The sequence below is a fragment of the Desulfurococcus sp. genome, from assembly GCF_038881575.1.
GTDB lineage: Archaea > Thermoproteota > Thermoprotei_A > Sulfolobales > Desulfurococcaceae > Desulfurococcus.
This window is the reverse complement of record NZ_JAVZPN010000001.1, coordinates 188,686-215,406: the sequence shown is the minus strand read 5'-3', so window position 1 is coordinate 215,406 and position 26,721 is coordinate 188,686. Positions and strand designations below refer to the sequence as shown.

General features: G+C 48.3%; 24 protein-coding genes and 1 pseudogene. 13 read left to right on the top strand and 12 right to left on the bottom strand.

Features of this window, described 5'->3' with window-relative positions; translation table 11 throughout:
* Positions 1–130: 130 nt before the first annotated feature.
* The gene (locus QXV08_RS01080) at positions 131–997 is read left to right on the top strand and encodes a cation diffusion facilitator family transporter (protein WP_342786606.1); all 867 of its coding nucleotides are present in this window, start codon (positions 131–133) and stop codon (positions 995–997) included.
* Here QXV08_RS01080 and QXV08_RS01075 read toward each other — a convergent pair.
* The gene (locus tag QXV08_RS01075) at positions 994–3,093 is read right to left on the bottom strand and encodes an alpha-amylase family glycosyl hydrolase (RefSeq protein WP_342821372.1); all 2,100 of its coding nucleotides are present in this window, start codon (positions 3,091–3,093) and stop codon (positions 994–996) included. The two genes, QXV08_RS01080 and QXV08_RS01075, sit on opposite strands and share 4 nt — an antisense overlap.
* A 97-nt stretch (positions 3,094–3,190) precedes the next feature.
* On the opposite strand from QXV08_RS01075, the gene QXV08_RS01070 reads away from it, so the two are divergent.
* The gene (locus QXV08_RS01070) at positions 3,191–4,534 is read left to right on the top strand and encodes a rhomboid family intramembrane serine protease (protein ID WP_342821371.1); all 1,344 of its coding nucleotides are present in this window, start codon (positions 3,191–3,193) and stop codon (positions 4,532–4,534) included.
* Here the strand turns inward: QXV08_RS01070 and QXV08_RS01065 are convergent.
* Positions 4,531–5,052 (bottom strand): nitroreductase family protein, encoded by a 522-nt coding sequence (locus QXV08_RS01065; protein WP_342786744.1) that lies wholly within the window; start codon positions 5,050–5,052, stop codon positions 4,531–4,533. The genes QXV08_RS01070 and QXV08_RS01065 overlap by 4 nt on opposite strands.
* Positions 5,053–5,167: 115 nt before the next feature.
* On the opposite strand from QXV08_RS01065, the gene QXV08_RS01060 reads away from it, so the two are divergent.
* Genes QXV08_RS01060 through QXV08_RS01050 form a run of 3 tightly spaced genes read left to right on the top strand, consistent with a single transcriptional unit; the run spans position 5,168 to position 7,888 of the window.
* A complete protein-coding gene (locus QXV08_RS01060; RefSeq protein ID WP_342786745.1) occupies positions 5,168–5,752 on the top strand; it encodes a hypothetical protein in 585 nt (194 codons plus the stop codon).
* Entirely contained in the window at positions 5,745–7,181 is a 1,437-nt protein-coding gene (locus tag QXV08_RS01055) for an ATP-binding cassette domain-containing protein (RefSeq protein ID WP_342786746.1), read from the top strand. Before QXV08_RS01060 ends, QXV08_RS01055 begins: the two co-directional genes overlap by 8 nt.
* A complete protein-coding gene (locus QXV08_RS01050; protein WP_342786747.1) occupies positions 7,178–7,888 on the top strand; it encodes a hypothetical protein in 711 nt (236 codons plus the stop codon). Before QXV08_RS01055 ends, QXV08_RS01050 begins: the two co-directional genes overlap by 4 nt.
* On the opposite strand, the gene QXV08_RS01045 is transcribed toward QXV08_RS01050, so the two are convergent.
* Positions 7,878–8,333, bottom strand: coding sequence for a hypothetical protein (locus QXV08_RS01045; RefSeq protein ID WP_342786748.1), 456 nt, complete (start codon positions 8,331–8,333; stop codon positions 7,878–7,880). The genes QXV08_RS01050 and QXV08_RS01045 overlap by 11 nt on opposite strands.
* Positions 8,334–8,880: 547 nt before the next feature.
* On the opposite strand from QXV08_RS01045, the gene QXV08_RS01040 reads away from it, so the two are divergent.
* Together QXV08_RS01040 and QXV08_RS01035 are read left to right on the top strand one after the other, a co-directional pair.
* Entirely contained in the window at positions 8,881–10,341 is a 1,461-nt protein-coding gene (locus tag QXV08_RS01040; protein WP_342786749.1) for a phospholipid carrier-dependent glycosyltransferase, read from the top strand.
* Positions 10,331–12,280 (top strand): hypothetical protein, encoded by a 1,950-nt coding sequence (locus QXV08_RS01035; protein ID WP_342788093.1) that lies wholly within the window; start codon positions 10,331–10,333, stop codon positions 12,278–12,280. Before QXV08_RS01040 ends, QXV08_RS01035 begins: the two co-directional genes overlap by 11 nt.
* A 189-nt stretch (positions 12,281–12,469) precedes the next feature.
* Here the strand turns inward: QXV08_RS01035 and QXV08_RS01030 are convergent, their stop codons facing one another.
* Entirely contained in the window at positions 12,470–12,934 is a 465-nt protein-coding gene (locus tag QXV08_RS01030; RefSeq protein ID WP_342791446.1) for an archaellin/type IV pilin N-terminal domain-containing protein, read from the bottom strand.
* Positions 12,935–13,030: 96 nt separating this feature from the next.
* Positions 13,031–14,239, bottom strand: coding sequence for a potassium transporter TrkA (locus QXV08_RS01025; protein ID WP_342788092.1), 1,209 nt, complete (start codon positions 14,237–14,239; stop codon positions 13,031–13,033).
* An 84-nt stretch (positions 14,240–14,323) separates the two neighbouring features.
* Here QXV08_RS01025 and QXV08_RS01020 point away from each other — a divergent pair, with 84 nt between their 5' ends.
* The gene (locus QXV08_RS01020; protein WP_342786575.1) at positions 14,324–15,466 is read left to right on the top strand and encodes a magnesium transporter; all 1,143 of its coding nucleotides are present in this window, start codon (positions 14,324–14,326) and stop codon (positions 15,464–15,466) included.
* 5 nt (positions 15,467–15,471) lie between these two features.
* Here QXV08_RS01020 and QXV08_RS01015 read toward each other — a convergent pair whose 3' ends face one another.
* Both QXV08_RS01015 and QXV08_RS01010 read right to left on the bottom strand, forming a co-directional pair.
* Positions 15,472–16,686 carry a pyridoxal-phosphate dependent enzyme gene (locus QXV08_RS01015; protein ID WP_342786574.1) on the bottom strand — a complete coding sequence of 405 codons (1,215 nt, stop codon included), beginning with the start codon at positions 16,684–16,686 and terminating at the stop codon, positions 15,472–15,474.
* A 197-nt stretch (positions 16,687–16,883) separates the two neighbouring features.
* Positions 16,884–17,846 (bottom strand): NAD-dependent epimerase/dehydratase family protein, encoded by a 963-nt coding sequence (locus QXV08_RS01010; protein WP_342786573.1) that lies wholly within the window; start codon positions 17,844–17,846, stop codon positions 16,884–16,886.
* A gap of 119 nt (positions 17,847–17,965) precedes the next feature.
* Between QXV08_RS01010 and QXV08_RS01005 the strand changes: the two genes are divergently transcribed.
* Genes QXV08_RS01005 through tsaA form a run of 4 tightly spaced genes read left to right on the top strand, consistent with a single transcriptional unit; the run spans position 17,966 to position 21,525 of the window.
* On the top strand, positions 17,966–19,213 hold the full coding sequence (locus QXV08_RS01005; RefSeq protein ID WP_342786572.1) for a galactokinase family protein: 1,248 nt from the start codon (positions 17,966–17,968) through the stop codon (positions 19,211–19,213).
* 6 nt (positions 19,214–19,219) lie between these two features.
* The gene (gene galT, locus QXV08_RS01000; protein ID WP_342788091.1) at positions 19,220–20,197 is read left to right on the top strand and encodes a galactose-1-phosphate uridylyltransferase; all 978 of its coding nucleotides are present in this window, start codon (positions 19,220–19,222) and stop codon (positions 20,195–20,197) included.
* Between the two features lie 60 nt (positions 20,198–20,257).
* Entirely contained in the window at positions 20,258–20,968 is a 711-nt protein-coding gene (locus QXV08_RS00995; RefSeq protein WP_342786570.1) for a hypothetical protein, read from the top strand.
* A gap of 47 nt (positions 20,969–21,015) precedes the next feature.
* Entirely contained in the window at positions 21,016–21,525 is a 510-nt protein-coding gene (gene tsaA, locus QXV08_RS00990; RefSeq protein ID WP_342788090.1) for a tRNA (N6-threonylcarbamoyladenosine(37)-N6)-methyltransferase TrmO, read from the top strand.
* 10 nt (positions 21,526–21,535) lie between these two features.
* Here the strand turns inward: tsaA and QXV08_RS00985 are convergent, their stop codons facing one another.
* Positions 21,536–21,961, bottom strand: coding sequence for a CBS domain-containing protein (locus QXV08_RS00985; protein ID WP_342786568.1), 426 nt, complete (start codon positions 21,959–21,961; stop codon positions 21,536–21,538).
* 106 nt (positions 21,962–22,067) lie between these two features.
* Between QXV08_RS00985 and QXV08_RS00980 the strand changes: the two genes are divergently transcribed.
* The gene (locus tag QXV08_RS00980) at positions 22,068–23,330 is read left to right on the top strand and encodes a glycoside hydrolase family 1 protein (protein ID WP_342786567.1); all 1,263 of its coding nucleotides are present in this window, start codon (positions 22,068–22,070) and stop codon (positions 23,328–23,330) included.
* Between the two features lie 6 nt (positions 23,331–23,336).
* On the opposite strand, the pseudogene QXV08_RS00975 reads toward QXV08_RS00980, so the two are convergent.
* The 4 genes and pseudogenes from QXV08_RS00975 to QXV08_RS00960 form a co-directional block, all read right to left on the bottom strand.
* Positions 23,337–23,691, bottom strand: a pseudogene (locus QXV08_RS00975) (carboxymuconolactone decarboxylase family protein).
* Between the two features lie 265 nt (positions 23,692–23,956).
* Positions 23,957–24,757, bottom strand: a complete 801-nt coding sequence (locus tag QXV08_RS00970) for a hypothetical protein (RefSeq protein WP_342788089.1) — start codon at positions 24,755–24,757, stop codon at positions 23,957–23,959.
* Positions 24,754–25,566: an ABC transporter permease gene (locus QXV08_RS00965; protein WP_342786564.1), complete on the bottom strand. Its 813-nt coding sequence runs from the start codon at positions 25,564–25,566 to the stop codon at positions 24,754–24,756. The genes QXV08_RS00970 and QXV08_RS00965 overlap by 4 nt, the downstream gene beginning before the upstream one ends.
* Positions 25,550–26,557: an ABC transporter ATP-binding protein gene (locus tag QXV08_RS00960; RefSeq protein WP_342788088.1), complete on the bottom strand. Its 1,008-nt coding sequence runs from the start codon at positions 26,555–26,557 to the stop codon at positions 25,550–25,552. The genes QXV08_RS00965 and QXV08_RS00960 overlap by 17 nt, the downstream gene beginning before the upstream one ends.
* Positions 26,558–26,721 lie beyond the last annotated feature (164 nt).

Sequence of the window (26,721 nt, the reverse complement as noted above, 5' to 3'; positions counted from 1 at the left end):
CACTTAGACCACTAGCTTCAATGGGATGAAGACCCTTATGCTCAATCTGATCATGGAGATATAGTTCAGTTATTGAATAACACTAGGTTAAAAGGCTTTCCACCTAATTCCTTAGCTCATGGTGTATTCAATGCCGTCTAGTAAGGAGGAAGCTGGGTACCTTGAGGGCTGGGTGTCAGTTATAGTGAACATCTTGTTATTCATTATTAAACTATACGCTGGTATCCTCGCTAACTCTATAGCTATAATAGCCGACGCGTTTCACACGCTATCCGATAGCATCACATCGGTGGCGCTTATAATAGGTTATAAGATAGCCTTCAGGCCACCTGATAAGGAACACCCATTCGGCCACCAGAGGTTTGAATCAGTCACATCCATAATTATAGGTACACTACTAGGCGTCATAGGGTTCGAGTTTGTTCAGAGAAGTATCTCTAAGCTGATCAGCGGAGAAACCCTGATCTTCTCCTGGATAGCTGTGATAGTACTAGCTGTTTCAGTAGTGGTTAAAGAGTGGCTTGCCCGGTGGGCTCTTGGATTAGCGGCTAGATTTAATGCTGGGAGTATCAAGGCTGATGCATGGCACCACCGTAGCGACGCGGTGGCGACGCTACTGGTTTTGATCGGGTTATTAACGAGTAGTCTTGCATGGTGGATTGATGGAGTGTTAGGCTTAATGGTGTCGGGGCTGATAATCTATGTCGCATATGATATAATTAAGAAGGCATCAGAGAACATAATGGGTAGATCACCAACTCCAAGCGAGACATCAATGCTGAAGGAGCTTGCCTCAAGGATCTCAAGCGACATAAGGGATCTACACCACGTCCACCTACACGAGTACGGTGAACACGTAGAGGTAACCCTACATATAAGGCTACCCCCAGGCATCAACCTTAATGAGGCACATGAGATAGCTAGTAAACTAGAGGAGTTAATAAGGAAAGAGTTGAAGTGGGGGGCAACGATACATGTAGAGCCATATAAGGACTAAATACCCTTATCCACCCTGGTTCTCACGCGCTTTATTAAAATGATGGCCACTATAATGAACGCTAATACAGCTACAGCTGTGAATACTGGGGAGAGGGTTTTCCATAATTCCTCACCGGGCTGGGTTAAACTAGTGTTATTCGAGGGAGCCGTTGTCTGGGTAGTTGTGTTTGATGTCTGGGTGAAAGTAGGCGGGGTCACGTTACTAATCGTTGAAGACTGCTCCTTCACCAATATTATAGCTGTTAACGGGGGCATGGTGATCGATCCATTGTCCACCTCCATGTTCTCCCCGCTACTCACGTAGAGTACCGACCAATTACCCTCAGGCAACTTGTATGCTACAGGTTCTAGGGCGTTGTTAGCCACCACGAGTACTTCGTCATTATATCCTCTCGTATATGCGAGTATACTGCCCTCTGTGCTTAACACGTGTATTATGCTTGTTGAAAGAGCTGGAATAGTGTTCTTTAACTCGCCGAGCTTCTTATAGTGCTCGAATACCTCCTGGTTTAATCTATCCCATTGAATAGGATATCTCTGTTCATCATAGTTGCTCTGCCTCCCGGTCACGCCTCTCTCATCACCCTGGAATACCACGGGCATGCCTGGCTGCGTATATTGGAGTGTTGAGAGCAGCTTCAACCGTTTTATGGATTCATTGCCTGGGGTATCCCTTAATCCCCCACCGCCTAGATCAGTTAGTATCCTTGATGTATCATGCGACCCAATGATGTTGAAGCCCATTCCAGCCACGTTGACACCTATCCCAGCATAGTACTCAGATAATCTAGCCGACGCTGTGTAGCCGTTTAAAACACCCTTTGCATAGCTGAGCAGTATATTCCTGCCTAGATAATAATTCATCAGGGAGTCGAATGCCTCGCCCCTCAGCCATTCAGGGCGGTAATCCCATATCTCTCCAACAATGTATGCATCGGGATACCTTGACTTAACTACTTCATGGAGCTCCCTGAAGAAGTTTTCCGAGCCAATCACATCTAGCGGCGTATCGATCCTTAAGCCATCAAAGCCTATGCTCAGCCAGTATAATGCCACATTGATCAAGTACTGCCTTACCTCTTTATTCAATACATTCAACTGCGGCAGGCTACCTATGCCCCACCAGCACTTATACGCGCTTGAATCCCCTAGCTTGAAGGGCCACTTGTAGATTATAAACCAGCTCCAGTAACGGCTACTGGGTCCATTCCTGTAAACGTCTTGGAAAGCCCAGAAGCCGAGTCCCACGTGATCAGGTACGAAGTCGAATATGACCCTTATACCGCGTTTATGCGCTTCATCCAGCAGAGTCTTCAAGTCATCCAGTGTCCCGAACTTGGGATCCACGGTGTAATAGTCGTATACGTCATAGCCGTGTACACTACCCGAGGTGAAGATCGGGTTTAAATATATTAATCCAACACCGAGCTCCTTAAGGTAGTCGAGTTTCTCGGTGACCCCTTTTAAGTCTCCCCCGAAGTACTGGTGGCAGCAATGTAGGGGGGTAACGGGTCCATCCCACCTCGTGAAAACCGGCGTACCCTTGGAGACCTCGTTTATCCATAGTTCATCGGTTGAATTAGCCTTTAGATCATTGCCTGGATCCCCGTTATAGAATCTATCAGGGAATATCTGGTAACCCACAATACTTCTAACCCATTCAACCTGCTTGAAAGGCGTTGAGCCGTTGAAGTAGTAGAACCTGCTTGTATCCGAGTTATACACGTAGACGAGTGTTCCATTAGAGAGCGTCAGTCTGAAGTAATAGTTTAACCCGTTTACACCCTTATCTAAAGGTACAGTAGCATAATACATCCTCCAACTACTCGTCTCCAGCTGGAGTTTAAGAGGGTACTCGACGCCGTTAGCTACAAGCACTCCTGACGCAATGTCCAGGGCTTTAAGGATTTTAATCCTGGGGATTAAATAATCATCCGCGATCGAGAGGTACGCTGGGTCTGCGGGATCATGCACGGCTAGACCCGAGTCTCTGCCAGCATAGATTTCCAGTGTTTCAGAGCTGCCTGCAACAATGAATAACACTGGTGTTGAGACAAGCAATATGAATAACACTACGGCTAACACCTTCTCCATGACTAGACACCTCTTCAGAGGTTTTGATTAAAATCAAGCTTTATTAAATACTCGAAGCTAATAGTATTTACAGGACTATATGAGGGATACATAAATAATGGTTGTTGTACCCGGCGAGAGAATCCGTGTAAGAGGTTCCTCTAGAGCCACAACCCTTATAATACTGGCTAATGTATTAGTCTACCTCTACACCAGCTACCCTAATTTATTCCTTGAATCCACAAATGAGAGCATATACCTATTGGGCTTCACACCAGCCACATTATTCACTAACCCGTTGCAGGGTGTTGCAAGAATATTTACAGCGATGTTCACGCATGCTGATTTATTCCATATATTCTTCAACATGTACTTCCTGTGGCTGTTCGGTAGGAGGGTTGAGAGCATCATTGGCTCCTGGAGGTATCTACTGCTATATCTAGCCTCAGGCCTTGCAGCCGTGTTATTCCATGTAGCCATAATACCTGTCGGAGGATATGATTCACTAGTAATACCTGCTGTAGGCGCCTCGGGAGCGATAAGCGGTGTACTGGGATCCTACCTGTTAATGTTCCCTAATACAAGGCTCATGTGGTGCATGTTCTTCCTGTTTCTACCATACTGCTTCCCGGTCTCTACATCCGTATTCCTCCTGATATGGTTCGCTGAGCAAGTGTTATACGGGTATCTGAGGCTTGGAGGCGTCGCCTACTTCGCCCATGTCGGCGGCTTCGTCGCCGGCATTGCCCTAACATATATAGCTACGAGGAGCATCATAGAACACTATAGGTCCAGCTACACCTACGACTACATATACAGGTGGCTCGAGGAGATCGGGATAGTTTTCAGAAGGCCACGTGGGCTAGGTAAGGTAGCTAAGACCATACTCACAGTGTTACTCCTTCTTGTGGCTGCAGGCTTCGCTTATGGCTTATACTTCATCAATACTACTCCCCCATTAACCTACCTTCTCAACGTCTCAGCCAATGGCTTCAATGATACTGTCTCACTGGTCGTCTACCAGGGTAGCGTGGATGTCTCATATAGTAGTGTAGACAGTGTCAGGATATTATTGAATGGACTCACCCCTGCACTATATAATCCAAGTCTAGCTAACACTAGTGAGACGTATAATGAGAACTACAATGTGAATATCCAGGGGGTCTGGGTACCCGTTCACCTCAGGATGAACGCTGTATACGATGAAGCAGGGGTTGTGAGGTATTGTAGTGGTGAAATGCATACTAGGGTAGTAAATATTGATATATATGGCAACGCCGTAATAGGTGATGCTATATCCATTGACTTCGCGTTGAACTCTATCGGGTTAAATACAGTACCGCTTCTAAGCATCGGCGGAGTCCTAGCATTAGGGATCACTATTTACTCGGTTCTATCCCTTAGAAGGGCCGATGAAATAGCAATGGTTACTGAAGAAGCCCCTTCATTACCTTACTACTAGGTTTTTAAGGGCTCCCCATACTTGTTTAAGTAGACTACTTCCTCCAGGGGCTTCCTCGGCCTTAGGCCAGGGTTTTCAGCAGGGTATCCGACAGCCAGTAGGGAAACCGGGGTAACATTGTCTGGGAGGCCAAGTATCTCCCTGATCTCCTTTACATTCCTCAGTGTCTGGATCCACACTGTGCCTAATCCCAGGGCGTGGGCTGCCAGCATGAAGTATATTGTCGCGTTAGCGCAGTCGAGGAGGTATGATGTTGGCGACTCATCATTCATGCATGCAACAACTACTGCAAGGGGGGCATTTAACACTGGCTTCGCATATATATGTATCCCGCCAAGCCTCTGCCTGATAACCGGGTCCTCGATTATTATGAATCTCCAGGGCTGGCTGTTCCTAGCGCTCGGAGCATACCTGGCTACATCGATGGCTTTTAAGACCAGGTCCCTCGGAGGGGGTTCAGGCTTGAACCTCCTTATACTGCGCCTCGATTTAAGTAGCTCGAGTAATATCTCGCTCACCAATGATCACCTAGTGATAAATACTGTTTCCCGAGTATTTAAGCGGGTTTGTTGAACGGTTCAATAACCCTATTAAATACCGAGTGATAATAGCTGGAATCTACGGGTGTATACCATGGGCTCGGCCTGGAGCCAGGTGGAGAAGTACAGGGAGCTAGCCTATGTATCAGGGTTCATCGCGTTAGCCATAGTGCTAAAGTTCTTCGAGATCCCATTTCCACTAGCATCGTTCCTAAAATATGATTTCTCAGGAGTCCCCCTCGCGGTAATCGGGTTCAAGTCTATTAAGTGGGGTGTCACTGCTCTACCGGTGTACTATATTGTATCTGTTATAGCCGGCTCGGATCCCATAGGTATGGCAATGAAGACTCTTGCCGAGGCTTCAACCTTCATCCCGCTTGTCCTCACCTATAAACACCTAGCAGGGAGGCTAGGGTTTAAGGCGGCTTATTCTTTATCAGGTGTCGTGGCGGTTGCATCCAGGACTATTGCTATGACACTCGCCAATCTAGCTGTAACGCCTTTCTGGCTCATGATCACTTATCCCAGGTATTACCCAACGTATCATGCAGCATATGATTTCACCGTAAAGTATATACCGGTGATAGCGGTATTCAATATAAGTATATCACTAATAATAGTGTTCGCCACGCTACCAGTCTACAGGGTCTTAGTAAGGACCGGTGTAATAAATGAGTGACAGCATGTATGTGATAACACTTAGAGACGTGTGGTTCAAGTACCCGAGGAGCAGCTGGGTTTTAAAAGGGGTAAACCTCTACGTGCGCAAAGGGGAAAGCATACTCGTGATCGGCGGCACCGGCTCCGGGAAATCCACCATAGCCAGAGTACTCAATGGCTCAGCCCTCTGGATATATAATGGCGAATTAAAAGGCGAGGTAATCGTAGACTGCTTCAAAGTCGGTGAGGACGGCGATCCATGGGTGCTGGCCAGGAAGATACACGTGGTTGGGCAGAATCCCTACATGTACTTCATTAATCCATTGTTGAGGAAGGACCTTGAATTATATGCCTACAGCCTTCATGAAGACGGTGAGATAGCTGGGAGAGCCCTGTGGAAGGCTGTCGAATCGATGAGCATGCATGAACTCCTAGACAAGTATTTCTTCGAGTTATCCGGGGGCCAAGCCCGTAGAGCCCTGGTCGCTAAGTCCATGATAGCTGATCCAGAGGTAATAGTGTTCGATGAGCCATTAATGTGGCTTGATGACAAGGGAGTCAATGAGTTCCTAAAGCTAGCCGAGGCATTGAGGTTCATGGGTAAAACACTAGTATTCATGGAGCACAGATTCATACCGTTGCTGAGCGTAGTTGACAAGGTATACGTGTTGAGGAATGGCGTGCTCGAGGATAAAACCATTGATGTATATAGGCTTAAACACGAGGCACGCCTTGAAACAACTACTGCGTATAATGCATCCATGAATAAGGGAGACCCTGTAACAGTGTTGAAAGCCGAGAACGTATGGTATAGGGTAAACGGCTTAAACCTGCTTAAAGGCGTTGATTTAACCGTGTCTAAAGGAGACCTCTTATACATATATGGTGAAAACGGCTCCGGGAAAACCACGTTATTGAGGATATTAGCCGGCTACCTGAAGCCTGTGAAAGGCAGGGTGTGGAGAAGCGGGGAGGCAGTATATGTCCCACAAAACATCCACATGTTCTACACCGAGGAATCCATAGCAAGGGAGATAGAGGGGATCTGTAGATCATCGAGGGATAAAAGAAAATGCATTGAAAAAGGCTTGAGGATCGCGGCGGAGCTCAACGTGGATCCATCACAGCCAGCCTTTAATTTATCCCATGGGCAAATGGTTAAGCTAGCAGTCAGCCTAGCAGGGTTAAGGGAGGAAGTCGACATAATACTCCTCGACGAACCCTTCTCAGGCCTCACCTATGTTGACAGGGTTAAGCTTGTGAACAGCCTCATGGGGCTCGGTAAGGCGGTGGTTATGGCTGTAAGCAATAGTGATATACTGGGGTATCCGCCGGGCTCCAAGACCTACAAGCTGGAGAACGGTGTATTGCAGAGGAGTGAAACACAGGGATCTACCGCGGTATCCTATGCCAGCATAGCCGCCGGGCTACTCGGTGATGCTGTGTGATCAGGGATTTAGCTTACATGTTCCTCCAGTCCAAGAGGGATCCAGGCTTCAGCACGTTGTGTAAGATCATCTACTCGCTCGGCTTGATCGCCGTGCTCACTGCATCAAGGAGCATCAGCTACCCCCTCTACTACCTCTACCCAGCCATAATACTCTCCCTGGAGCTAGCCGTTCTATCATGGCTGAGGGGTTATAGGATAGTGGTGAATGGGTTAAAGCTAATCGTAGTGTTCACGCTACTTGGAGCCATTATATCGTACCTAGCTGTGCTGACCGGTATGCCAGCCATACCACTCAGCGAGATGGCTGTCGGAGCCGTGAGGCTGGTTGCCTTCTTCCTGGCCTTCACACAGTTATTCCAGTTGCTAAGTGTTGATGAGTGGAGGGGTATTCTAGTGGCTATGGGTCTAAGTGATCAAGCAGTAATCCTTACACTACTATTGTCGCAGCTGCCCTTAACACTCATATACTTCAGCGAGGCATTAGTGACGATAAGCCTTAAGTATAGGGGGAGAAGAATAGGTGCCTTAGTGACTCCTTTAATCTACCATACAGCATTGCTGACTAGGAGCAGGCTTGAAGCGCTTCTACAGTACCCGGTGAAACCCTCGTACTCCGGGTTGACATTGTTCAGGGTGAAAGACATGTATCTATACATCATACTAGCCCTACTGGTTCTCCCATTGATGCCTGGTTTCACGGTATAGTGATCTCCCTGTAGTAGTCCCTGCCTTGACTAGTCCTCAGCGTGAGCCCTAAATGGAGGCCGGGACTCACTGTTATATCACACCCCTTAATGTTGCCTGTATGAAACGTTATCTCAATGGATTCACCGGGCTCGATGGGCACTGGTTGACCGGGTAGGGTATAGTGTTCAACCATACCACTACGCGTCACATTAACATCGATATTGCAAACCCTGTTGTTGAGGAGCAGGTACTCTATGTCGGCCGTCCTACTACCCTTGTTGCCGACCAGGAGCCAGATTCTCCATCCATCACCAGTATAGTTCACGCTGTGCGCTATAACAACTATGTCTATCCCTGTATCCATGGCGGGGTTACCCTGGATCCAGAAGACGAAAGCCATGCTTACAACTATGGTGACCGCGATTAGAACCACTATGCCTATGACCTCTCCGTCGCCGAGCATGAATATAGTTCCCTCATAATTATCTCCACCATTAGATATTAAATATTTCGGCGATCTCAAGGCAAGAGACGTCGGGGCAGAAACAATGATTATGGTGTTTTATGGTTGTTTCAGTCCTTTTAGTGCTATTAGCTTCATCATTTCGCCGCGTTCTTTAGGAAAACTTATTAGGTATTTGCATGAACATAGTTAGTGAAATGGAGTGAACTCTGTGAGCCAGGTGAGGGGGTCTCCTAGTGAATCCCTCTCCGCCGATGGGGCACAGCTCCCGCAGGCAAGGGGAAGGGGATGAGAAACCGTGATGAACCCGAGGATGGCCATAAACTGCCCTAACCTACCACTCTCGGGTAAACGGCTTCAGATCTTGCCTGCTAGAATTCATTAATCGAAGCGCTCCCCAGGGTTAGATGCATGCTTCTTTCATCTACTATAAATACTGGTGGTTTGATGTGAAGACTTAAAATTTAATCCCCTTATATCAGTCTTCACGGGGATCGCTATTCAAAGACGTATAGAGCTGGCTAGGGCTATATCAATAGGGGTTTTAATGATCCTGCTTTGCTTCGTAGCCTATAGATTGGTATATATAGACCTCCATCTATCCCTTTCCCCAGGTAGTTACAGGGAGAGTTATGTCTCTGACGAGGTATGGTACGTCACCAGCGCCAGGAACATACTTGTCAAATTATTCGGGGTCAATGTATTAAACACATGGCTTGGTGATGGATTGAGATGCACCCTTATACTGAGTGGGAGGCCTAATGAGACGCTTGTAAACGAGCTCTGCAGCACTGACTCATGCAGGATCCTTGACTCAGGATACACTGGGGTCGAGTATACTTATGCAACGGTTACCTGGGACGGGGGCTCCACTGCGATGATACCTGTTCCACTAGGGAGCGGATTAAACGCTGTCTACGTTGAGCTCTACGATGGCCTGGAACCCGTAGCGGAGAAGGCTGGTTCAATGGGATACAATATCACCGGCTACATATGCGGCTGGGCCCTACCCGATAAAAACGGGTTAAACGATTACATGAATCTCGAGCATCCCCCGTTGGGTAAATATATCATCGGGTTAAGCCTGCTTCTAGGGGACAACCCGTTCACGTGGCGTCTTCCATCAATAATCTCTACCACGCTACTGTTTCTACTCGGGTACGCTGTGACACTCTATATTCTACGAGGAATCACCAGTGAGCCCCTGGCTCGTTTAATAGCCCTTGCAACACCATTATTAATGCTCACCGATAACTCCTACTTCACCGTGGGTGCGTTAGCTATGCTCGACTCATTCCTCGCTTTATTCACGCTTCTCGGGCTCTACATGCTTGTTGAACACGGTTATGCATCCCTAGGGAGCAGGGTTGCCAGGGTGCTTGTTTTCTCCCTGGCAGGATGTGTGAAGGCGTCGGGTTTATTCGCGGTGCCCGGGGACTTCATTGAGGGATTGCTCGATAAGAGGGGTGCCTTGACCAGGGTTAGGAATGGTTTTTCACAGCTACTATTATATTTCACCATATACCCGTTGATTCTCCTAGTCCTCTCCCACCCCTTCATCAATGCTATGGGTTGGAGTGCCTGGTTCAAGACATCTGTTGAAGGGAGTATTAAATGGCATACGGGAGTGAAGACTACCAGCGACACCATTGCCTCGTCACCATTGGACTGGTTGCTGGGATCCAACTCCTTCTACATGTGGCTTGATGCATCAACCGGCGAATGGGTGAGGTGTAGTGGCCAGCCTATCATATATCTTACAGCACTGGTTGCCGGGTTGGTGTTCTCGCCATGGATCATTAAGCGGGATGAGCTGAGGCGTGTATGGCTATTATACCTCTCAATACTCTCAGGCTACGTGATCCTCTACTTAATCGGTAATAAATCGCTCTACAGCTTCTACATAATACATTTTGCACCTGTTTCAACAGTGCTCCTCGTCTCAATCACTGTATACATGTTTAAAACAGCTTATTCTTGGTGGAGGAAGAGGAGGGATGAAGGGTAGATCCTTGCTTCTTAATCAAGCCTCACTCTATATAACCCAGTTAATCTTATTACTGCTCATACTGCTGGAGCCAGGGAGGCTCAGTGATCCCCTCTATCTTGTTAGAGTAGACTATATATACTGGCTGGTAGCCGTGCTTGCACTGCTCTACTGGTATGAATGGAGGAAGCAGTCTAGGGACTTCCTCGAGATCCCCTTGCTTACCAATATTATCCTGGTGGCATCAGGAAGAGTGGTATCAATAGTGTTGTCCCTAATGGATTCCCCTGGCTCACTATATATCGGTGGACTCGTGAAGACGGGGAGAGCACTACTGTATTCCTATCCATTAATGCTTTCAGCACCGGTTCTCTCAATAGGGCTCTGCATGGCTGGGAGACACTACGGGTTAAAGATGCTTCTCGAGGTTAAGCCGTGGAGGCCTGTTAAATTATTCCATATATTCCTAGCCGGGTTCATCCTAGGGTTCGCGGTGAGGATTCTTCCCGAGATTCATTACTGGCCTTACCCAGTGGGCTATGATACAGTCGAGTACATTGCACATGCAAGGGATTTCCTGGTTAAACCCATGTTGTTCGGGGTATACGTGTGGAACGCTGGCCTCAGGAACACTCCCCCCTTGCTCGACTGGATACTGTATCCATTCTCCCTGGTTGTCGATCCATGGTACTTGTTCAAGGTGTATCCAGCCATAGTAACAGGCTTACTAGTGGGGTTGAATGGGTTGTTGATGAAGAGGGTCTTCAAGTACAGTGATAAATGGGTTTTCACAGGTATGATCTTGACAAGCCTCAGCCTACTGGTCCTCAGGTTGACATGGGATCTCCATAAGCAGGGTCTTGCAGCAATATTATTGCTCGCGGCTCTACTAGTAGTGGATGATGCCTTATTTACAAGTGGATCTCTGAGGAGACACCTTGCCGTGGCCTCGCTACTAATCTTAATGGGGCTTGCCTCGGAGTTCGGCGTATTATTCTCCCTTGTACTCATATTGCTCATAGTATACAGGCTTCTGAGGGGTGCTGGGCTGTCTGGGAGGCGCCTCATGGCTGTAATATTATACATGGTGACTGGTGTTATACAGGTGTTTCTCTACTCATGGTATACGAGGACCCCCTTGGTGGCGAATACGGTTACAGGGGTTGCTCCCCCGGTTGTAACCAGTGATCTAAGCGGGGCAGGGAGAGCCTTCTCCTATCTTATAGCTGGTGCAGGAGTATATATAGCATTATACACCGTGGCCTACAAAGACTCGCTTAAGAAGGCATGGTTCACTACGATGCTAACCCTCATACTCATACTATATGCGACGACAACATGGTTAACGCCTCTAACGGGTTTAGCCGGTGAAGAGTATGATAGAGTATTAATGTCGGTAACACCCTTGATGATAGCGTGTGGTGTAAGTGTTTTCAGCCATGCTGGGAGAATACCTGGGGTGCTCCTAGCTTTATTAGTGATTACGCCCGGGTTGTATGCCACGCTAAATCCATCACTACAGTATCTCAATCAACCCTACGTCTACGCTTTAAACAGGATGCCTCTGTATCTGGAGCCGGTGCCCAGCAGCAAGGCATTACTCAATGATCTACTGGATGTATCGATGCATGCAGCAGAGATATACTGGGATGGAGGAGTCCTGGTAACAAGCGATCCATACATGAGGTTCATTCATCTATGCTTGAGAAACCCGGATACAAGCAGGCTCATTAATACATGGTGGAGCCTAGACCCAGATGCATTAGCTTCCCTAATCGCTTCACGGGGCATCAAAGAGTTCACAGTGCTCATGGAGAAGCAGCCGGATCCAGATGGATTCAAAGATGCTGTATCCACATTACTGAGGGAGAAGTATAGTGTAGCAGAAATTGTGCTACACGTTGAAACAGTTTACTGTGGCACCAGCTACTGCCTATATAAATTCACCAGTGCATCATAGACCTCAAAACAGCCTATTAGTCTGAGTAATCAATATACCACCTAGAGCTAGAACGATATCTCCGTTATTATTCAACCGGCTAATTCCCATATTGCGGGAAGCAATCAAGCTGGGTGATGTCGACGTGTAGAGGAGATACCATATAGACGCATGTAAAAAACGGTGTGGATTTAAAGGTATTTGACACCCCTATGGTAGCGTTACCTGCTTCGGGTATTCTTTGCCAGCTGCACTGTGTAGCTTTACCTCAAGCATCTGGCCAGGAGTATAGCCTGTGACAGTAATAGTTATCTTAGCTGTTCCACCTGTTGAAATAGGTATTCTTATGTCGCTAAGTGAAACACTTCCTGATTGAGAGCCGATAGTTGTGCTAATAGTGGGCGTATTGCTGAGGCTTGATACTGGTACTCCGTTTATGAATATGTTGTCTATTGTTACGTCTACTGTTCCAACGTTCTTTACTTCAAGATATATGGTCCACGTGTTTGTTGCACTAGGAGCTTTCTGAGCGTATGCTGAGACTATTTGGAGGTTCTCGGTGCCTGTGAATGAGCCTACTAGGCCTGTCATCCATAATGCTACTGCGATCGCTATTGCTATTGTTACTGCTACTATTATTACTGTGGCTATTACTGGTGAAATTGCCTTCTTCATTTTTATCTCCACCTCGATTTATTTATTCCTTGGTTTGGTTTATAAATAATGTTTTACGGTATTTCTGTCGAATTTAAACACGTAGCTGTTTAACCATTATATATGGTTCTTTAGGAGCTGCCCCACTTCCTCAGTGAACTCGGCTGGGTATGCTACCACTAGCTTGTCTCCGGGTTTAAGCACGGGGTTTCTTGCTAGTGGGTACGCTATCCATGCATCCCCTGTTTTAACAGCTAGGACTGTTCCCCCGTATTTCCTCAGCCACACCGTCACCCTGTCTAGGCTTGTCTCCCTTGACACTGTGATCGTCTTTATCTTCTCCCCTATTGTCTCGAATATCTTGGCGAAGACCTCGCTGTACTCCTCGGGCAGCTCCTCGAGGAGGCTTGGTATGTGGCTTATAGTGTTGGATGCATCGGCTATGTCCTCGAGCTCCTTGAAGAGGATTGAGAGCCCTATGAATGTATCAGGGTTTATCTTACCTGAAGCCTCCTTGAGCTTGTTTAATGCGTCTAGCTGCCTCCAGTCTATGTAGACCTCGAGGTCCTCCACCTCCTCTACCACGCCTGGCTCGGGCTCCAGTAGCGTGTAGTGGGCTAGGTCTATCATGAGCCTCGTGTAGTCCTTGAGCTCCACTATGCTCTTTAAAACCTGCTCGAGCTCCCCTGATAACCGTTTCTCCTGTAGTGTTGCACCGTGGTCGCTGAGTAGCCTGATAACGTTCTCCCTGTAACCCCTCACGTATATTGTGGACTTTGCCGGTAGAATAGTCTCGGGTGAGGGGGCGAGCATTGATTTCCCGGCATGGACGCTAAGCAGCACGTCGACTGGGTATGCGTCGGTGAGCTCTATGATTTTAACTGGTTTCTCGAGCACGAGTTTGGCGACTATCTCTCCATCCATGAGTAATGCTATCTCATCATAGCTCAGGCTCGGCGCGTGCCCGACTAGCAGTGTGTAAACTATGTCCTTGACGCTGTCTACTATCGTGTCTATTGCTGAGCCATAGTAGAAGGCTAGGAGGCTTGCCTCGGCTCCCTCCCTGGTTCTACCGTATGCCAGTGCAGTATGCATTATGAACTGGGCTAGGTTCTCGTCTATCACCCTGTTTATATCTAGGACTCTCTCAGCTGCCTCAGTATCCCTTGAGAAGTAAGCGTAGAATGCTAGGTCTAAACCTATATCGCTCAGGCTCCAGATAGTCTTTAAGATGCTTGCAACGGATACAGGCTTGTATCTTATCCTTGTGAATTTCTCGTGGAGCCTCCTATGTTGCTCAGGCGTTAGATTCCCACTGGACACCATGCAACTCCTCGAGTGGTAGATATATATACTGTAACCCTCTTAAAAACATCCACATAGAGTGAATAAGGGTGGAAGCATATTGCGGTGGCTAGGAGGCTCATCGGCTCGCTAATACCCCTGCTAACCCTCGCCGTGGGGGAGGTAATAGCCGGGTTGACCCTGAGATTCAACATAGAGTTGCTACTAGTGTACCCGGTGTTGATGATTGTGATACCCGGGCTCATGGATCTTCGCGGCGACGTCTACGGCGCCATAGGGTACAGGCTTACAACAGCGCTACATATAGGTGCGGCTGAGCCAAAGTTGTTCACTAGGTTCAACATGATTAATATTCTTACGGGGTTCACGGTATCCCTAATTGCCTCGCTTGAACTATGCTTCATGGGGCTGGTACTCTCATACATGCTTAACCTTGGCTCCATGGATCCCGTTTCCCTCGTATTCGTTGTGACTGCGTCGACGATCATCGTTTTCCTCGTGCTAAACCCCATTGTATTGGCTTCCGTGATCATGTTGTTTAAGAAGGGCGTGGATCCATCCGGCTTCGTCGCCGTGGTTGTCACCGGTGTAGGGGATGCCCTAACCCCTTTAACACTGATCCTTGTGTCACTGATGTACCAGGCGATACCGTTCATAGTTAAGCTCCTCTTCGTACTAGGCGTGCTTGCATCGCTGGCTATATCATACCTCTACTTGGCCAGGATACATGAGGATAAACCGGTTAAGGAGAACGCCGTGTCATCCATCATAGCTGCCTCGGGAAGCAGCCTGGGAGGTCTTTTTGCAGCCGTCAGCATTGAGGGGTTACTTAGCAGGGTCCCCGAGGTCCTCGGTGTTCTACCAGCCTTTAATGCTTTAATAGGGGCCTCCATGGGGCACCTAGGCAATAAGTTGAACATAGAGTTCCATGTGAAAGGCAGTGCTGATACCAGTAGATACCGGTGGGAAAGCCTTGTCGAGGCTATAGCTACATTCATATCGATACTTGCAGCATACATCGTGATCCTGGCTACCAGTGCCCCAGGGATGTTCGCTGTGTCAACAATTTCAATCACTATGTCATTCATACTCGTATACTCGCTCTCAACTGTTACAACCTTCTACCTCACCACTATCTCGTTTAAGCATGGCTGGGACCCTGATAACATAGTGTTTCCCTTAATGACCACGTTCACTGATTTTACAGGCTACCTCTCCACACTACTGGTACTGAGATTATTCATCTAGGCTGATTATTCATGACTCAACCCTGGTGCTGACTCCTCGATGCATTTCTCAGCTAGAAGCATCTCGAGTAGCTCAACGTACTTCAATCCATGATCCGGGAAGACAACAACTACATCTCCCCTAAGCGAACCCTCATTCAGCAGCCTCATCAATGCATATACTGCTGCCCCCGAGCTGAAGCCTGGCAGTATCCCATCAATCCTCGCCACGTGAAGTATCCCTGTTAAAGCCTCCTCGAGCCTTACATCGACAACCCTGTCTACTTCAACCATGTGGAGCCATTTAACCCCTGTCTCCACCCTCCTGATACCCGGGATACTTGAGCCCTGTGCCGGCTGAACTCCTATAGTCTCTACGTCCCCGTACTTATTCTTAAAGTAGAATGAGAGCGCTGAGAGATGCCCGCTTGTCCCGAGCCCAGCTACAACAACACTTGGCTTCACTCCCTTGCCCATTAACTGGTAGTCTATCTCCTTGGCTGTATACCTTAAATGAGTGAGGAAGTTATAGTCGTTCTCGAACTGGTTTAATACAACAGCATTATCCCTAGCTGCCTCCACGAGGACCTTGCTGAGCATGCTTATCGTTATAGGTGTTCTCTCCCTCACGACCTCGGCACCCATTGCTTTGAACACGTAGTCGACGCATCTCTGGGTTGTAGCTGGGAGATATATTCTTGTCTTCACCCCGTGATAGTTCCCGAGTCCCACCAGCGCCATACCCGTGTTAGTTGAAGACGCCTCGTACAGTTTAGCCGGCCTACCACCTCTCTCGAGAAACCTGTGGAGCATGTACCATGCAACCCTATCCTTTATGCTTAGGCTGAATGGATGGTACCACTCTAGCTTAGCCCACACCCTTACATCGCTATTGCTCAGCGACCTCAGCTTAACCAGCGGTGTAGGCGTATCCCTTGACACAAGCTCCACGACTGAATCATATACTCTTAAACCGTTTCCCTGAACCTCGTGGAAAGGGTCTAAGAGGGTGAGGGATACCTCCCCAGCTTCACCAGGGGTATCTGAAACAGGTATATATCTAACCCCGAACTCAGCTAGAGCGTTGAATACGGCTACATCCTCCTCAAGCACTCTGTCATTCCTGACATGGATTATTGGCGTCCTCCACTTGGAGATAATGCGGCCTAGTGTATCAATGTATTCTTTAAGCGTCATACTAGGGGCCTTGAGCGCAGCCGGCTCAACCAGCTTCAAAATCACCACCTCTAATAAACATGTTTATTAAACATGTTATAGGGAAGCATTTTTATCTATTTCACCGGGGGATATTGAACACGTGATTCGGGCGCTATGGGTGGGAATAGCAGTGTTCCCAGGGCTAGGCACCGGGTATTATAGCAGAGCGTGAATGTAGGCCTGGATGAAAATATACCGGTGTCTTTGAGGTCTGGGTTGGCTCAGGTCTTGCCGAGGAGTTCTCTCACGGTTCTTCTAACCGCGTCCCTTGAAGAGAGCCTGGGTTTCCACCCTGTTGACTCCAGCTTCCTTATGTCGAGGAGCATTAATTTAACGTCTCCAGGCCACCCTCTTCCATCTGGTGTGGTCTTCTTGAACACGTAGTCGACTCTCCCGAGGCCCATCTCCTCGACTATTATATCTGCTATCTCGGTTACGGTTACCCAATCATGGTTGCCCACGTTGTAAACATCTACTCCATGCATGCTGTCAAGCTTATTCACGGCGAGATGCATTGTGGCGTCAACAGCGTCGCTTACATGGAGATAGCTCTTCCTCTGTGTTCCATCCCCAAGTATCTCCAGCCTGGAGGGATCCCTCCTTAGCTTGTTTATGAAGTCCACTATGACCCCGTGGTTGCTCCTCGCTCCAATTATGTTTGCATAGCGTAGTATCAGTGCTTTAAACCCGTATAGCTCACTATACACTTGTATGAGTACCTCGGATGCTAGTTTTGATGCACCATATATGGAGATAGGTTTCAACGGATGGTAGTCCTCAGGGGTGGGTATAACCGAGGGTTCCCCGTAAACCGTTGAGCTACTGGCGAAGACTAGCTTACCCACGCCGCCGAGCCTCATCGCCTCCAGTACATTGAATGTCGCGACCACGTTGTTCTCGAAGTGTATGCCTGGCTCCACACTCGATATCCTGACCTCAGGGTTGGCGGCATAGTGGAAAACTATATCGGCTCCTTCAAGGCTCTTCTCCCACTCTCCGCGCTTAGATAAATCCGCCTTAACGAGTCTCACTACTCCTGCCTCAATATGCTTCTCTATATTCCTGGGCGAGCCTGAGGATAAATTATCGATCACCACCACATCATCAGCTTTAAGCCTGTAGACAAGGTAATCGACTAAGTGGCTACCTATGAAGCCCGCTCCTCCTGTGACAACGTATCTCATGCTTAATCCCTTTCCCCTGCATCATATGAGTTCATTAATTAGGCATGGATTTAATAAGAATTACATCAAGATTTAAAATCCAAGGGCCCTCATCATGGAGAATCCGGGAGGATGGTTTCATGATTGATAAAATAAGTAAGGCGTTCAAGGAGTTCTATGGTGAAAAGCCATCGATAGTGGTCTCAGCACCTGGTAGACTAGACTTCCTGAATACCCACCAGGATTATAAGGGCTTACCGGTCTCAGCTATAGGGGTGAACCTTAGGACATACATTGCATTAGCGCCCAGCAATAATGGAGTCGTGGCTTACTCCGAGAACCTTAACGCGGTGGATGAATTCCAGCCTGGGGAGATAACACTGAGGGGTGGTAAATGGTTCGGCGACTATATTAGGGCGGTATTCAAGGTCTTCACTGAGGAAGGATACAGGATCAAGGGGTTTAAGGCATATATTGCAAGCAATATACCCGTTGCATCAGGGCTGGCGAGCAGTGCGGCCCTCGAGGTAGCTGTCGCCTGGGGTATAAGCGAGCTCAACGGGCTTGGGCTTAGCAGGAGGGATATAGCTGAGTATGCTTTCAAAGCCGAGAACAAGGTCATGGGTATACCTTGCGGGAGACTAGACCAGTATGGTTCAGCCTTCGGCGGCGTAACATTGATACATACAAGGCCCCCGTATAATGTCGAAGAACTCGGGTTCAGAGAGGGGGTTTGGCTCGTAGTGGACTCTGGGATCAGGCACTCGACAGCCGATATCCATCCACGTGTACAAGGTGAGATAGATAAGGCTTTAAACGAGTTAATGAGCATTGTTCCCCCGGGCTTGAAGAGCAAGCTTGGGTATAGGTACTGGGAGCCGAGGTGGGAGGAGCTCACACTAGATGAGCTCACCCCATACCTTGAAAACGTGAACAGGGCTGGGGCTAGGAGGATAGAGTTCACGATTAGAATGCATTCATCCACGATGCTGGCGGTTAAGGTGTTGAAGGGGTTTAAGCCCACGGTTAGTGAGGTTGTAGAGGTTCTCGGTAGCGAATTAGTGGAGCCTGGAAGGGTGAGATCTATTCTCTCCAGTAATACATGGAGACTAGAGCTAATAGGCTTAGTAATGAATCACCAGCATTACTTACTCAGCAAGCTATATGATGTAAGCCTGCCAGAGATAGATAGGATAGTTGAGGAAATGAATAAGCATGGAGCACTGGGGGCCAAGCTCTCGGGGGCTGGGCTAGGCGGCTCTGTTATAGCTTTATGTAGGGATAGGGATACTGCTGGGAAAGCACTTAAAGGAGTCCTGGATTGCTGTGCACCCCGTGGATGGATAGTTGAGATAGATGAGGGAGTTAAGACGCATGGAGACAGGTGATCACCAGTGGAGAGAAGGATCCAGGAGCTGAGATGGGACCCTGTCCTCGGAGAGTGGGTCATGGTTTCAAGCATAAGGGAGGCGAGGCCCTGGCAGCCCGAGGGCTTCTGCCCCTTCTGCCCCGGCGCGCCTGAGACAGGGTATGGATGGGATGCACTAGTACTCAGGAACCGGTACCCCATGCTCAGCGATACTCCTTTAGAGCCGGGGAAGCATGGTTTCTACAGGACTGCGCCCTCGTATGGGAGGTGTTGGGTGGTTGTTGAGACCCCTCTCCATGATCTAGATGATATAAGTGATCTCCCCGTTGAACACATAGCCAAAGTGCTCAACCTAGTTATCGATAAGTACAGGGAGGAGAAGCAGGATAAGAGGCTCGTTTACTTCCTCTTCTTCAGGAATAAGGGGCGTGAAATAGGTGTATCCCTAACACATCCTCATTCACAGATATATGTACTCCCCTTCGTGCCCGTCAGGGCGCAGAGGGAGATTGAAAACGCTAGGAGATATTATGGTGAGAACAAGGAGTGTCTTTTCTGCAGGATAATCAGGGAGGAGGAGGGGGAGAAGGCTAGAATAGTATATGATTCAAGCAACTGGGTGGCCTTCATACCATTCTATGCACACTGGCCGTTCGAGGTCCACATATACCCCCGGAGACATGTGGGTGAGTTAACGGATCTAACCAGTGATGAGGTGACTGCACTAGCCCATGTATTAAAGACGGTTCTATGTGGATTGAACAAGGTCCTCGGGAAACCAATGCCCTACACGATGGTTCTCCACCAGAACCCCATGCACACCAGGTATCCATTCTACCACCTCCATATCGAGATATATGGCATGTACAGGACAACCGGGAAGCTCAAGTATGCCGCCGGCATGGAGACTGGTGGGGGGAACTTTACCTACGACTCCACCCCGGAGTATGTTGCAGAATTATTGGGGAAGGCTATTAGGGAGAATAAGTGTGGACACACGTAGCTAGTTAAGTTTTTAACCTCGTGTACGCATAGCAGAGGGGAAAGACAAAACGGTGTAATGATGGATAATGTGGATTTCTACGGCGTAAAACTACTCGTAGGTAGCAGGCTGGAGTCCACGTCTAAGAGGATACCGTTGAAGAAGCTGCTTTCAGTGCTCGAGTTAACATTGTTGGCGGAGTTCCCGGGTAAATATTTTAAGGAAGACTACAGTAATGCGTTAAGGGAGCACCTGGAGGCATTAATTAATCAGCCAGGATACAAGTATTTCGACATAGTCTACCAGGACGCCGAGATGCATATACTGTTATCCGGTAGAACAATAGTCAACATGGAGGTTGGACCAGGTCAACCACCAGTAGGAGAAGCCTTCAAGCTCCTCGGTAAAACCCCTCTCGAGGTATCAGTATACCAGGTGCATACCCCTATAGCGAAAACGGGTACATGGGGATTGATCCCTGGAGAGATAAAGGGGCTAATAGAGGAGGTAACCAGTGCTTTAAACGGTATCATGCTTTCAATAGTTGAAGGGGATCTAGATGAACTAGAGCAGCTTGTAAAGAGGCTTGAGGAAGCCGTAAGCAGGCTCGAGGCATTGGTTAGATCCAAGACTATTAGTAGAGAGATAAGGAAGGTGTGCGAAGGGTTTTCAAAGGATGCAGCAAGGCTCCTGGATCTATATAGGAGAAGCGATTTCATCGGGCTCTTAAATAACGCCTTAATATTCCTGCAGGCACTGGCCTACTCATGCAGCAGGTTTAAGGGTGGTTGAATAAATACTGTTACAACTGAAAACCCCTCTCTCTAAGGCGGGTTATCATGGACATAGTGTTGAAGCCCATTGGATTTGTGAGGACGGGCACACTGGATGAAGAGATCAAGAAAGCCCTAGATAAAAGCATTGTGGAGGGATATATTGAGGTGTTACCGGAGTATGCTGAGGGCCTCGAGGGATTAGAGGGCTTCTCTCATATAATAATAGTGGCATATCTTCATAAAGTACCTAGTGAAGCCAGGAACACCTTGATCGTTAAGCCGAGGAAACTCCTGAGGCTAGGCTTCAAACTAGAGGAGCTCCCGGAGCTCGGCGTGTTCGCCACTGATAGCCCCCACAGGCCCAATCCAATAGCGTTAATTATTGTGGAGGTGGAGAAGATAGAGGAGAACAGGATCTACGTCAGGGGCCTCGATCTCTTCGACGGTACCCCCGTACTTGATATAAAGCCCTATGATAAGGGCAGGGTGGTGCAGGGTTTCAAGGTACCTGAGTGGCTCAGGGTGCTTGAGGAGAGGATTAGGGAGAAAACCGGATTGGATTTGACGCCTTGAGGAGCGGTTTCTACTCAATTATCTTGAGGAGTGTTAAGAGAACATCCATGATGTCTCTAATGCTGACCATTCCAACAGGTTTATTATTTTTATCTACGACTGGTAAGTGTCTTACATTGAATTCCCTCATCTTCTCAAGGGCTTCAGTTATGTGTGCATCAGGGCCTATGGTTAACGGGTTCTCCTTCATGAACCTTGCCACTGGTATGTCCTGGCCTATCTTACCTAGTGCAACAGCTGCCACTATATCCTTAGCTGTCACGATACCTGTTAGCAAGCCATCACTGTTGACCACTATGACGCTTGAGGTGTTGTTCTCGAACATTAGTTTAGCGGCTTTCTCCACGGGCTCCGTCTCCTTTATTGTGATCGGTGGAGTCGACATGATATCGCTTACCCTTAAAGGCACGCTTCTCTTACGTCTAAAGAGCGACATATATGCCACCTTTTTCCCAATACATATCACTTAGTAATGCTATCTATAAAGCTTTATTTTTATAGCTCCCACCTAGATATTCCAGATAAGATAAGAGGAGATATCCTTGATAGAATTCCCCCGGGACTTCACATTTGGAACGGCAACGGCTTCCCATCAGATTGAAGGAGACAACATGTATAATGACTGGTGGCATTGGGAGACAACTGGAAGGCTAAGAGTTAAATCAGGTAAGGCATGCAACCACTGGGAGCTCTACCATGAAGACATAGAGTTAATGAGTAGGCTCGGCTACAATGGATACAGGTTCTCCATAGAGTGGAGCAGGGTATTCCCCCAAGAGAACTTGTTCGATGAGAGGGCTTTGAACAGGTACGTGGAGATCGTGGAGCTCCTAAGAAAGCACGGGATAACCCCCGTGGTCACACTACACCATTTCACGAGCCCCAAATGGTTTATTGATAAAGGGGGATGGCTCAGAGAGGAGAACCTGTCCTACTTCAGGAGGTATGTTGAAGTAATTGTTGATAGTGTTAAAGGGGTGGAATACTGGGTTGTCTTCAACGAGCCAAACGTCTACATTCTCCAGGGCTATATAATGGGAGTGTGGCCCCCTGGCTACAGAAGCCTGAAGATAGCTGATAAAGCAGCAGTGAACATCGTGAAGGCTTATAAGGAGGCCTACGAGGTCCTCAAGGGGAAGGGCAGGGTAGGGATAGCCCAGAACCTCGCGTCATTCAAGCCGGCTAGTGATGGCAAGCGGGATCTCAATGCATGTGAGAAGGCTAGGGAGGCATATAACCATGGGTTCCTGAAGGGAATACTCCAGGGAGAATATGTTTCACTGAGAGGGGTAAAGAGGGTTGAGGAGAGCGGTATGGATTTCATCGGCGTCAACTATTATAGTGGGTTCGTGGTTAAACACGTGTTTAACCCCTTGAAGATGTTCATGGATGTGAGGCCCCTTGACACAGGGTTGTGGACCACTATGGGGTACTGTATATATCCCAGGGGAATCTATGAGGTGATGAAAGAGGTCTATGATAGATACAGGAGGGATATAGTTATCACGGAGAACGGTGTAGCCGTTAAAGACGATGAGTTAAGAATACTCTCGATCGTGAGACACCTCCAGTACGTCTACAAAGCTTTATCCGAGGACATACCTATACACGGCTACTATTATTGGAGCTTCATGGATAACTATGAATGGGATAAGGGCTTCGAGCAGAGGTTCGGCTTAATCGAGGTAGACTACTCGACATTCGAGAGGAAACCCAGGAGAAGCGCGCATGTCTACGGTGAGATAGCGAGGACTAAGAGGATAAGTGATGAGCTACTGGAGAAGTATGGTGAAAAACAGGGTTGACTAGGACTACTTCTTCCCAGCTAGGAACTCCTTCGCTACATTATATGCTTTCTAAGGCATACATGAGGGCGGGCCCGCCGCCCATGCATACAGCTACCTTTATCACATCGAGTATTTCATCCATTGTTGCGCCGGCATTCACCACCGCATTAGTGTGCCATATTATACAGGGTTCGCACCTCACAGCGATAGCTATACCCAGGCTGATCAACTCCTTGGTCTTCGTATCAAGGGTCTTCGTCGACTCAGCTTCATGCACGTACTTCAGGAACTCCTGGAGCTCGGGTGCCTTGGAGGAGAGCTCGTTTAATGTGGAGACTATTTTCTCGAGTTCAGTCTTGTAAGACACGTGGTTCACCATATTTTGTTACAAGTATTCGTATATATAATTATTTACTTTATTTACTTATAATATTTACTCAACACTAACCTCCTTCCACACCTTGAAAGAGGTGGTTCACTGGTTCCCTGTATTTACTCGGATTTACATCTCTCGTATGCAGCGCAGTCAGGGTGACCAGAGATCCCCTGCATTTCTTCCAGAGCTCCTCCCCGAGGACTCTAAACACCAAGCCTGATATCCGACCTCCTCTCCATCCTGAAGGACGAGGCTTTCAGATGTAAATCTAGTACATCCCTATAGAGGGTGCACCGTTTCTCCTGATCCTGGCAAGCGCGTAGTGATTGACGGCTAACGCTATAATCAAGTATGCTAGAGCATAGGGTAGGCCATAGAGGATAAGCTTATCAGTAGGCATTACTACTGGTGCTTTAAGGAGGATGTGTCTGAGTAGCTCGGCTGGATACGAGTATGGCGTTGCCAACGCTACTATCTGCACCTGTTGGGGCATTGAGGCAAGGGGTGTTAACCCGCCGCTGGCTATAGGTATTATCCAGGAGAGGAACTCGACTATTATATTACTGGTTCCAGACGCAAGTATGGATGCCCCCAGTAGCAGGCTGTGCGCTACCAGTACGGTTAGTATCATCGCGAGCGCTGTGAAAAATAGGAGTGGATCGGAGACGCTGAGGTATGGTGGAGCATAGAATAGTGTTAGTAATAAATAGATCTCCCCGACCTCTATCACAAGCCACATCAAGCTGACTGGGAGGAGTCCAATAAAGTATAGGTATATGCTTCTACCAGCCACGATAGCCTGTTCCAGGACACCGCTCCTAAGCATCCACCTTAAGTGACTGCTCCAATCCCATGTAGCAGTCATATAGGAGGAGAACACTAGCATAGCTACCAGCGTATAGCCCGCTGTAACCTGCTTATCGAGGCTGCTCGGCGAGAACAATACTATGGGCCCTATGAAGAGGAATCCCCAGAGAGTGAAGCCTATTAGGCTTATCCAGAAACCATGCTCCCTCAGCATCTCAGCCTTAAAGTAGGCTGTGAGCGTCTGTGTGATCACTTCCTTCACTCCGTCTTCACCCCTGCTACACGGAGCTTGCCCTCCCATTTAACAATGCTTCTAACACCTATAGGCAGGTAGATCAATGTGAGAGCTGTTGCAAGCCCTATAAGTATCCAGGAGTAGGAGTCGAGCTCAAAACTGGTTAGGAGCCTCTGCCCAACCTCAATAACACTGCTCGATGGGATCAGGTAGGTTATTAAACGGGCTACCCAGGGCATCATGTACCTGGGGTAGTAGACTCCCAGCAGTATCATTATGAGGGGTCTCACGATGTTGAGTACTCGCCAGTTCTCACCTGTGGATCTATACAGTAACCCCATTATTAACAGGGAGACAGGTATAAAGGATAGGGATGCCACTACACTCATGGCTACTACGGCGAGGCTCTCGACGAGCCCGGGGACACCGTGGAGGAGTATGAATACTGGTACAACACTGGTTGAGCCGAGGAGTACCACTAGTGTTAAACGAGGCAGGGGGATCGCTACGTACCTGTATACTCTTTTAACAGGTGATAAGAGTACATAGGGCAGAGTGCCCATCCAGTGGTCGAAGTCGGGGCGCCATAGCAGGTCGTCACTTACAGCCATAATGCTCAGCATCATATAGCTACCAGAGATATAGAAGAGAATGGGGTCTGCACCGGTTCTCTCAGTGAAAGTGTTTAACCCTCCTAATCCATAGCCTATGCCCAGTATGAACGCTGTAAGCATGTATGGATATGCAAGGAGAGATATAAGAGCGCTCTTCCTCCTTATGACGTCGCCGTATACAAACATGTATTCAGCCCTAATGATCTCAAGTAGCTCCCTCATGCCCCCCACCACTTGTAAAGTATATGAAGACGTCTTCAAGAGTTGGCTCCTCAATCCTCAAAGTGTATACTTCCACACCTCTCGCAACCAGCTCCCTTAATAATATACCTGCAACCTCCTCAGGCGACCTTGTGAGGAGCCTCACCGTGAGTCCCTCCTCGCTCTCCTCCACGGAAACCTTCTCAACCTCTAATCCCTCAATCGTCCTCGAGACAAGCATCTTGTCTCCTCTGACATGGGCTACAATAGTTCTCTTCCCAGCCATCTTCTCCTTGAGCTCCCCTGGTGTTCCCTCAGCAATGATCCTGCCCTTATCTATCAAGAGTATCCTGTCGCAGACCAGCTCAGCCTCGAACATATTGTGGGTTGTGTAGAGTATCGTCTTACCGTTACCAGCCATCTCCCTAACTAGGCTCCTTATCCTCCTGGCTGAAGGAGGGTCTAGTCCAAGGGTTGGCTCGTCGAGTATAAGCACCGGTGGATCCCTTAACAGGGCCCTCGCCAATCCAAGCCTAGCCTTCATCCCGAGACTGTACTCCTCGAAGAGCCTATCAGATGCTCCAAGCTTATCCAGCTCGAGGAGCCTCAGTAACTCCTCGACGCGCTTCTCGGCCTCGGAACTGGAGAGCCCGTAGAGCGCGGCGAAGTACCTCAGGTTCTCCCTCCCAGTCAACTTAGCGTAGAACCCCTTCTCCACACTAAACACTACACCTATACTCTTCCTCACATCATCGACTTCCTCAACCACGTGGAACCCGTTAATCCATGCATCCCCCTCATCAGGTATGAGGAGTGTTGCAAGTATCTTCACGGTAGTTGTCTTACCAGCGCCATTAGGACCCAGGAGTCCGACGACCTCTCTCCTCCTCACCTTAAAGCTCACTCCTCTAAGCGCCTCAATAACCTGGGGAGTAGACTTGAAGAGCCCTTTCCTCTGTCTCGTCACATATCTCTTAACAAGCCCTTCAGCAACTATAGTGTACTCATGCAAGCCTTAAACCCTCCGAAACCACCCTGATCTACTTCCCGCCCTAAAAGGGTGAGGTATATTCCCGGTTCTCGCCGGGTTTAGCCCTGCGCCTGGTCTCGGGCGTGTTACCCCTACCCCGCTTAGCGCGGGGCTTTTGGTGACGTTACCACCTGACTACTCTAAAC

Coding starts and splice junctions, on each gene's coding strand:
- QXV08_RS01060 (WP_342786745.1), top strand. CDS start 5,168: ATGGGCTCGGCCTGGAGCCAGGTGGAGAAGTACAGGGAGCTAGCCTAT.
- QXV08_RS01030 (WP_342791446.1), bottom strand. CDS start 12,934: ATGAAGAAGGCAATTTCACCAGTAATAGCCACAGTAATAATAGTAGCA.
- QXV08_RS01070 (WP_342821371.1), top strand. CDS start 3,191: ATGGTTGTTGTACCCGGCGAGAGAATCCGTGTAAGAGGTTCCTCTAGA.
- QXV08_RS00965 (WP_342786564.1), bottom strand. CDS start 25,566: ATGAGGGAGCTACTTGAGATCATTAGGGCTGAATACATGTTTGTATAC.
- QXV08_RS01025 (WP_342788092.1), bottom strand. CDS start 14,239: ATGGTGTCCAGTGGGAATCTAACGCCTGAGCAACATAGGAGGCTCCAC.
- QXV08_RS00985 (WP_342786568.1), bottom strand. CDS start 21,961: ATGTCGCTCTTTAGACGTAAGAGAAGCGTGCCTTTAAGGGTAAGCGAT.
- tsaA (WP_342788090.1), top strand. CDS start 21,016: ATGGACATAGTGTTGAAGCCCATTGGATTTGTGAGGACGGGCACACTG.
- QXV08_RS01075 (WP_342821372.1), bottom strand. CDS start 3,093: ATGGAGAAGGTGTTAGCCGTAGTGTTATTCATATTGCTTGTCTCAACA.
- QXV08_RS01005 (WP_342786572.1), top strand. CDS start 17,966: ATGATTGATAAAATAAGTAAGGCGTTCAAGGAGTTCTATGGTGAAAAG.
- QXV08_RS01080 (WP_342786606.1), top strand. CDS start 131: ATGCCGTCTAGTAAGGAGGAAGCTGGGTACCTTGAGGGCTGGGTGTCA.
- QXV08_RS01040 (WP_342786749.1), top strand. CDS start 8,881: ATGATCCTGCTTTGCTTCGTAGCCTATAGATTGGTATATATAGACCTC.
- QXV08_RS01035 (WP_342788093.1), top strand. CDS start 10,331: ATGAAGGGTAGATCCTTGCTTCTTAATCAAGCCTCACTCTATATAACC.
- QXV08_RS01010 (WP_342786573.1), bottom strand. CDS start 17,846: ATGAGATACGTTGTCACAGGAGGAGCGGGCTTCATAGGTAGCCACTTA.
- QXV08_RS01055 (WP_342786746.1), top strand. CDS start 5,745: ATGAGTGACAGCATGTATGTGATAACACTTAGAGACGTGTGGTTCAAG.
- QXV08_RS00995 (WP_342786570.1), top strand. CDS start 20,258: ATGGATAATGTGGATTTCTACGGCGTAAAACTACTCGTAGGTAGCAGG.
- QXV08_RS01045 (WP_342786748.1), bottom strand. CDS start 8,333: ATGCTCGGCGACGGAGAGGTCATAGGCATAGTGGTTCTAATCGCGGTC.